Below are 7,086 nucleotides of genomic sequence, written 5' to 3'. Positions count from 1 at the left end.
CCAGGCAATCGCTCAGCGTGCGCACCTCAAAGCAAAACGGCAACTGTAATGCTAGGAGGCGAACGACGTCCGGCTCACCTTTGAGCCGGCGTGGAAGCCTTGAATGATGGCGGAACGGGCATGCTGTTCCCGTTCGAGGTCGAGAAGATCGGCATTTTGAAGAACCGGGTCGAGCGGCAGTAGGCTGCTACCGGGATCGTCCAAGAAGAACATCGCGAAAGAGGAAACGCCATGGCGCGCAAACTGATCGACATCTCCGTTCCGCTGCAAAACGACGTGCCGGCCGATCCGCCCGGCAATCACCCGACCATCCAGTATATCGATCACCAGCAGGGCCTGCCGCGCATGCTGCAGTTCTTCGACGGGCTGAAGGCCGAGGATCTGCCGGATGGACAGGGCTGGGCGGTGGAGCAGGTCTCGCTCTCCACCCACAACGGCACGCATCTGGATGCCCCCTGGCACTTCCATCCCACGATGAACCGTGGCGAGCGTTCCTGGACCATCGACGAGGTGCCGCTGGAGTGGTGTTTCCAGCCGGGCGTGAAATTGGACTTCCGGCATTTTCCGGATGGCTATGTCGCCACCGCCAAGGATGTGGAAGCGGAATTGAAGCGCATCGGGCACACGCTGTCGCCGCTGGAGATCGTCGTGGTCAACACCAGTGCCGGCGTCAAATACGGCCGGCAGGACTACGTCACCTCGGGCTGCGGCATGGGCTACGAGGCGACGATGTATCTTCTGGAGCGCGGCGTGCGGCTGACCGGCATCGACGGCTGGAGTTGGGATGCGCCGTTCATCTACACCGCGAAGAAATATGCCGAGACCAGGGACGCCAGCCTGATCTGGGAAGGCCACAAGGCCGGGCGCCACATCGGCTATTGCCACATCGAGAAGCTGCACAATCTCGAGCAGCTGCCGTCGATCGGCTTCATGGTGTCGTGCTTTCCGGTGAAGATCGAGCGGGCATCCGCCGGGTGGACCCGGGCTGTCGCCATTCTCGACGGCTGATCCAGGGGCACGACAACGAACGAAAACAATCAAAAACGGGAGGAGTGGATGACGGATTTGCGCGCAGCGCCGCTGCGGGGATGCTTCTGTTGTAATCAATTATCTGCGCTGCACGCCGCGCCCAGCGGCCGCAGATTCATGCTCGGCGCCGGCGCCCTGGCGCTGGCTGGGGCCTTGGGGCCGGGCAAGGCAATGGCGCAGACCGCCACGGCGTCGCAGATCGTGTTCGGAACGGATTTCCCGTACCGCACCGGCATCGATCATGTGAAGGGTCTGCGCGAGGCGGGCGTGTTCACCGACGAACAGATCGCCGCGATCGAGCGCGGCAACGCGCAGAAGCTGATCCCGCGGCTGGCAGGCTAGCGGCGGACCACTCGCTTGCGCGTCGCAAAAGCGTATCAAAAGAGAAAGGCGCGCCGGATATCCAGCACGCCTCCATTTTATCGGGATGCCGCCTGAGACGGCAGCCGATCTATCTCACCACCTGCAGACGCGTTGACCGTAGGCGTTCCACCAGCAGCGCGGACCAGGGGCCACAACCACCGGGGCACCGTAGAAGCCGCGTCCGCGATAGAAGCCACGACCGCCGCGATAGTAGCCGCGCCCGCCGCCGCGATAGTAGCCACGGCCACCGCGCGCCTGTGCGGATACAGTCGTTCCGCCCACCAGAATGGCAGAGGTGCTGGCCACATAGACGAACAAGAGAGCCAGCGCTGCGAGGCAGCGGGTCAGAATATTGTAGCGTTTAGCCATTCAGAATCTCCGGTCACTTCCCAACATCTGGACTTCAGCACTTCTCACTTGGACGCGCGAGAAAGCGATCGGTTCAGATGCACTTCGACAATATTTACAAGGTTCTTTATTAAGAAGGGCAGATAAGGTCAAGTTAAGGCGGTCCTGCCGGGATGTCTGACGTTGCACCGTTCATGTTCCTGAATGTTTGCTGAACGCCGGGGGTGGCGCGCTGCAGAAATCCGATGGAAGAAACAGTAACGCCACGCCATCAACTTGATCTCGACACGATTTGCATTTTTCAGCGTAAGACGACTTTGCCTTCACGAGTACCCATGCCCAAAAAACACACCTATGTCCTCGGCCTGAACACGTACGACCATGATGTGAGCGCGTGCCTGCTGCGCGACGGCGCCATCGCATTTGCGATCGCCAAGGAGCGGATAACGCGAATGAAGCACGCATCCGGCTTCTACAAGGAAGTGATCGACTACTGTCTCGAAGCGGAGGGAATCACGCTCGACGACGTCGATCTGGTGGTGCGCAATTGCTACATCCTGCCGGTCCCGGAAATGGAGGAGCGGCTGGTCTATTTCGACGCGCCGGGCTTCTTGCCGGACTTCGAGCGCGGCGAGGCGGCCAGGCATCCGCTCTACCTGAAGCATTCGGACAAGATCGTCACGATCTCCCACCATCTCGCGCACGCCTACAGTGCGTTCGCGGTGTCGCCGTTCGAGGAAGGCGTCGTCATGATCGTCGACGGCGTCGGCAGCTACCGCTCTGATGTCATGGAATCCTTTCCTGCCGGCGATGCGGCGACGCCACTCGCGCGCGAATCCGAGAGCTATTACAGCTTCAACGGCACGACGCTGGAGTGCCTGAAGAAGGTCTGGATGGAGCCCGACCGCGGCTTCCTCAGCGACGAATTCTACAACATGCCCGGGCTCGGCGCGCTCTACAGCCGCGCCTCGACCTATATTTTCGGCGACTGGAACAAGTGCGGCGAGTTGATGGGACTGGCGCCCTATGGACGCCGGGACCAGGTCAAGTATCTCCTGGAAATGCACGACGGCACACTGCAAGTGCCGCATTGGACCGCCGACTTTAAACAGCCCTACGTGTTCGACGGCACGAGCTCCTGGGAAAAGAGCCCGTCGATGCGCCATTGGGAAGATCTCGCCTGGCGCACGCAGGACGATACCGAGAATGTTCTGCTCGCCCGCGCGCGCTGGCTGCGCGAAACCACCGGCGCCAGGAACCTCACCATGGCCGGCGGGGTGGCGCTGAACTGCGTGGCGAACGGGCGGCTCGCGCGCGAGGCCGGCTTCGACAATGTCTGGATTCAACCCGCCGCCGGCGATGACGGCATTGCGATCGGCTGCGCCTATTACGGCTGGCTCGAAATTCTCAAACAGCGCCGCGGCTTCGTCATGGATCATGCCTATGTCGGCCGCCGCTACAGCGATCAGGATGTCGCCAGGGAATTGCAGAAATTTCTGGTGCGGATCCAGGCCGATGTCGTCAAGAGCGACAATGTCTGTCGCGACACTGCAAGATTGCTCGCCGACCAGAAGGTGATCGGCTGGTTTCAGGACCGCTCGGAATTCGGGCCGCGCGCGCTCGGCAACCGCAGCCTGATCGCCGATCCGCGCAAGGGCGAAATGAAGGACATCCTCAACAGCCGCGTCAAGCACCGGCAGGCGTTCCGCCCCTTCGCGCCGATCGTGCTGGCGGAACGCATGAAGGAAGTCTTCGAAGGCGAGGAGGACTCGCCCTTCATGCTGATTGCCAAGTCGGTTCGCCCGGAGTGGCGCGACAGGATTCCGGCGATCGTGCATGTTGACGGCACCGCGCGGGTGCAGACCGTGCGCGAAGAAACCAATCCAATGCTGTATCGCCTGCTGAAGGAATTCGAGGCGCTGACCGGGGTTCCCGTGCTGATCAACACCTCATTCAACATCAAGGGCGAGCCGATCGTGGAAACACCGCAGGACGCCGTGAACTGCTTCCTGACCACCGGCGTGGATCATCTGGTCATGCACGACACGATCGTCTCGAAGAGCGCGATGCACAAGGTGGTAGCGCCAGCCCTCAACGTCTACGCCGACGTTCGGACGCTGGTGGCCTCGACTGCGCAGCCGGCCTGACGCCGGCTGCCGCGTTTCAGCCTGATGCCGCCGGGGTGGGTTTCGGCGCCGGCGGCTTGAGCGGCTTGTCCTGCCGCTTCGACCAGGAAATGTAGTAGGCGACGATTGTCATGATCGCGATGCCGGTCACGCTGACGAAGATTTGCGCGAACAGCGAGCCCGAGCTCATCGACAACTGGAAATGCCCGACAAAGGACAGGAACACGCCGACGCAGAACACCGCCAATGACTGCTGGCCGCAAACGATGAGCGGATCGAAAACCTTCCACTCCAGTCCGGGCCATTCCTTCGGCACGAAACGGATGACGAGGATGACGATGCAGACGAAGTGCAGGAAGCGGTAGGGCGCGAGGTTGGTCTTGTCGTTCGGGTTGAACGTCGAATACAGCCAATGCGGGAACATCTCGCCGAAGCTCGGGAAGCGGCCGGCCATGGTCATGATGAGCGAGAAGATCATATAGCCGATACACAGATACAGTGTGGCCGGCGCATTGATGATGGCGAGGTTTTTGCGGGCACCGCCGAGCGCGCACCAGGCGCCGAACACGAACAGCACCTGCCAGGCGAACGGGTTGAAATACCAGGTGCCGGCCGGGTAGGCCGGCAGGTTCCAGCCGGTCTGCCGCGACACCAGCCACAGTGCGATCGCGGCCAGCATGGTCCAGTTGGGCTGGCGCAGCATGATCCACAGCACCGGCGGGAACAGCCCCATCAGCACGATATAAAGCGGCAGCACGTCGAGATTGACCGGCTTGAACTTCAGGAACAATCCCTGCCGCAGTGTCTCGGTCGCATTGTCGATCAGGCCGGCCACGTTGAAATCGTTGACCAGTTGGGAGTCGCCGAAGCGCAGCGCCAGGTAGCTGATCGAGGCGATGTAGATCACGAACAGGATGATGTGGGCGACGTAGAGCTGCCAGACCCGCTTGGTCAGCCGCGTGGCGCCGACGATGAAGCCGCGTTCCAGCATCATCCGGGCGTAGACAAAGGAGGCGGTGTAACCGGAAATGAAAACGAAGAGGTCGGCGGCGTCGCTGAACCCGTAATTGCGGGTGGTGATCCAGTTCACGACGTTGTCCGGGATGTGGTCGAGATAGATCGCCCAGTTCGCGACCCCGCGAAACAGGTCGAGCCGGAGGTCGCGTCCTTTTTCGGGCAGGGTGGCGTTGATTTTCATGGATGCCGCTTCGTGATGCCTTCGGGGTGATCGCGCCGCAAGTCGGTATCCCGGGCGCCGGATAGCCCTAGATTGTCACAGTACGGCATAATGACTATACCGGTGCGGAAATGATACATCCGGGTGTCTGGAATCACCGCTCAATTCTCTGAAAGGTGTCTATACTATCCCGGCTGTTTCCGCCAAACGCTACCATGCCGCAGATCGATCGAGGACCCGACCATCCATGACCGCACGGATTTTCAAGCCCGCCAAGAACGCGATGCAATCAGGCCGGGCCATGACCCGGGAATGGCAGCTTGATTACGAGCCGGAGCAGCCGCGGGCGGTGGAGCCGCTGATGGGCTGGACCTCTTCGACCGACATGAAGCAGCAGCTCACCCTGCAATTCGATAGCAAGGAAGACGCGGTTGCCTATTGCGAGCGCAAGGGCATCGCCTACCAGGTGATTGAGCCCAAGGATTCGGCGCACCGGTCGGTCGCCTACGCCGACAATTTCGCTTTCAAGCGCGTCGAGCCGTGGACCCACTGAGCGGCACCGCTTTTAGTTGATCGTGCGATCCGCCCGCGTTGCGGGCGGCGCTATCGTGACGGATTGATCGCCGTCGGATTTGCCGGAATCGGCAGCGGCGCATCCTTGGCGACGCCGAGCACCGGGAAGGTCCTGATATTGCGGACCTCGGGCATCGCGGAAAACTGCAGAAGCTGCTGGTGCATGCCCTCGACATTGCGGGCCACGCATTTGAGCAGATAATCGGCGTCACCCGAGATCCGCCACGACTGCAGAATTAGCGGCAGCGCGGCGATCGATTTCTCGAACGTCCGCAGCGTGGCCTGGGCCTGGCTCTGCAACTGGATCAGCACAAAGGAAATCACCTCGTAGCCGAGCAGCTTTTCGTCGAGCGTGGCGCGGATGGCGTTGACGTGGCCGCGCTCGCGCAAGGCGCGGACCCGGCGTCGGCACGGCGGCTCCGAGAGGCCGACCCGCTCGGCGAGTTCGTTGTTGCGGATGCGTCCGTCCCGCTGCAGCTCGGACAGGATTTTCAGGTCGATCCCGTCGAGGGGCGGGCGTTCCGTCATGGGCACTTCACCGGTGCTTCGGCCGGCTCCGCGCCGTGCCGGCGGGAGAGGGCGTGCGTTTGGCCTTGGCCGGGCCAGAGGCGGCGGCGGGCGCGACGCCCGACAATACCAGCTTCTCATGGGCGGCGACGATCGCCTCCCTTGTGAGCCGGCCGCCCGGCCGATACCAGGCGGTGAGGCCGGTCAACAACGCGATGATTGCAAAGGTTGCCACCTGGATATCCACGACATCAAACTCGCCTTCAGCCGCGCCCTGGCTGAGGATGTCCGCCAGGCGCTGCTCATAGGCGCCGCGGAGCGCCACGATCTCCTGGTAGTTCTTCGGCTCCAGACTCCGCAACTCGGAATTGGCGATGAACACCTCGCGCTTCCGGGTCATGTGATAGGTGACGTGGAAGGCTGTGAAGGCGCGCAGTCTGTCGCTTGGCCGCTGCTTGCCTTCCAGCGCGCGGTCGAGCTGGCGAAGCAGTTCGTTGATGTGGTCGCGCACCAGGTCGAACAGTAATTCCTGCTTGGTCGAGATGTGGTTATAGAGCGAGCCCGATTGGATTCCGACTTCGGCCGCGAGCTGGCGCAGGCTCATGGCGGCGTAGCCGTGCTCGAAGATCAGGCGCAGCCCGGCCTTGCGGATCGCCTCCATCGTCCTGGGGCCGTGTGAGCCGATCGTCCGCGCCATGAGGCCTCTGGAGGTAGCCGCTCGTCGGTGATGGAAACGAGCGATCGATCGTATGATTCTGGCATGAAAAGCCAGTAATTTCAACTGCCTGTGTCCTCGAATTCGAGCCAGACAGGTTCTACTTGCGGCAATAGTAAAAAAACGTATGATCGTTTAATTATAGGGAAACGAACATCGAGAAAAATGATGGCCTCAAACAGGGCGCTCCTTCTCAATTTCGACCTCGGCGAGACCGCGGATGCGATCCGCGAGACGGTGCATGCGTT

Annotated in this window: 8 protein-coding genes; 4 read left to right on the top strand and 4 right to left on the bottom strand. The window is 61.6% G+C overall.

Annotated features, from left to right (window positions below):
* Positions 1-231: 231 nt before the first annotated feature.
* Both V7E26_RS28275 and V7E26_RS28270 read left to right on the top strand, forming a co-directional pair.
* Entirely contained in the window at positions 232-1,008 is a 777-nt protein-coding gene (locus tag V7E26_RS28275) for a cyclase family protein (protein ID WP_324422691.1), read from the top strand.
* Positions 1,009-1,056: 48 nt separating this feature from the next.
* Positions 1,057-1,371, top strand: a complete 315-nt coding sequence (locus V7E26_RS28270; protein WP_324422690.1) for a hypothetical protein — start codon at positions 1,057-1,059, stop codon at positions 1,369-1,371.
* A gap of 114 nt (positions 1,372-1,485) precedes the next feature.
* On the opposite strand, the gene V7E26_RS28265 is transcribed toward V7E26_RS28270, so the two are convergent.
* On the bottom strand, positions 1,486-1,761 hold the full coding sequence (locus V7E26_RS28265) for a hypothetical protein (protein WP_324422689.1): 276 nt from the start codon (positions 1,759-1,761) through the stop codon (positions 1,486-1,488).
* 314 nt (positions 1,762-2,075) lie between these two features.
* Between V7E26_RS28265 and V7E26_RS28260 the strand changes: the two genes are divergently transcribed.
* Positions 2,076-3,887 carry a carbamoyltransferase family protein gene (locus tag V7E26_RS28260; protein ID WP_324422688.1) on the top strand — a complete coding sequence of 604 codons (1,812 nt, stop codon included), beginning with the start codon at positions 2,076-2,078 and terminating at the stop codon, positions 3,885-3,887.
* Between the two features lie 16 nt (positions 3,888-3,903).
* On the opposite strand, the gene V7E26_RS28255 is transcribed toward V7E26_RS28260, so the two are convergent.
* Positions 3,904-5,064 (bottom strand): OpgC domain-containing protein, encoded by a 1,161-nt coding sequence (locus tag V7E26_RS28255; RefSeq protein WP_324422687.1) that lies wholly within the window; start codon positions 5,062-5,064, stop codon positions 3,904-3,906.
* Between the two features lie 226 nt (positions 5,065-5,290).
* Between V7E26_RS28255 and V7E26_RS28250 the strand changes: the two genes are divergently transcribed.
* Positions 5,291-5,596, top strand: a complete 306-nt coding sequence (locus V7E26_RS28250; RefSeq protein ID WP_324422686.1) for an ETC complex I subunit — start codon at positions 5,291-5,293, stop codon at positions 5,594-5,596.
* 50 nt (positions 5,597-5,646) lie between these two features.
* Here V7E26_RS28250 and V7E26_RS28245 read toward each other — a convergent pair whose 3' ends face one another.
* Both V7E26_RS28245 and V7E26_RS28240 read right to left on the bottom strand, forming a co-directional pair.
* A complete protein-coding gene (locus V7E26_RS28245) occupies positions 5,647-6,144 on the bottom strand; it encodes an Lrp/AsnC family transcriptional regulator (protein WP_324422685.1) in 498 nt (165 codons plus the stop codon).
* 7 nt (positions 6,145-6,151) lie between these two features.
* Positions 6,152-6,820: a TetR/AcrR family transcriptional regulator gene (locus V7E26_RS28240; RefSeq protein WP_324422684.1), complete on the bottom strand. Its 669-nt coding sequence runs from the start codon at positions 6,818-6,820 to the stop codon at positions 6,152-6,154.
* Positions 6,821-7,086 lie beyond the last annotated feature (266 nt).

The sequence above is a fragment of the Bradyrhizobium sp. genome, assembly GCF_036735945.1.
Classification (GTDB): Bacteria; Pseudomonadota; Alphaproteobacteria; order Rhizobiales; family Xanthobacteraceae; genus Bradyrhizobium.
Note: the sequence above shows the minus strand (reverse complement) of the source record. Positions and strands in the feature narration are given on the sequence as shown.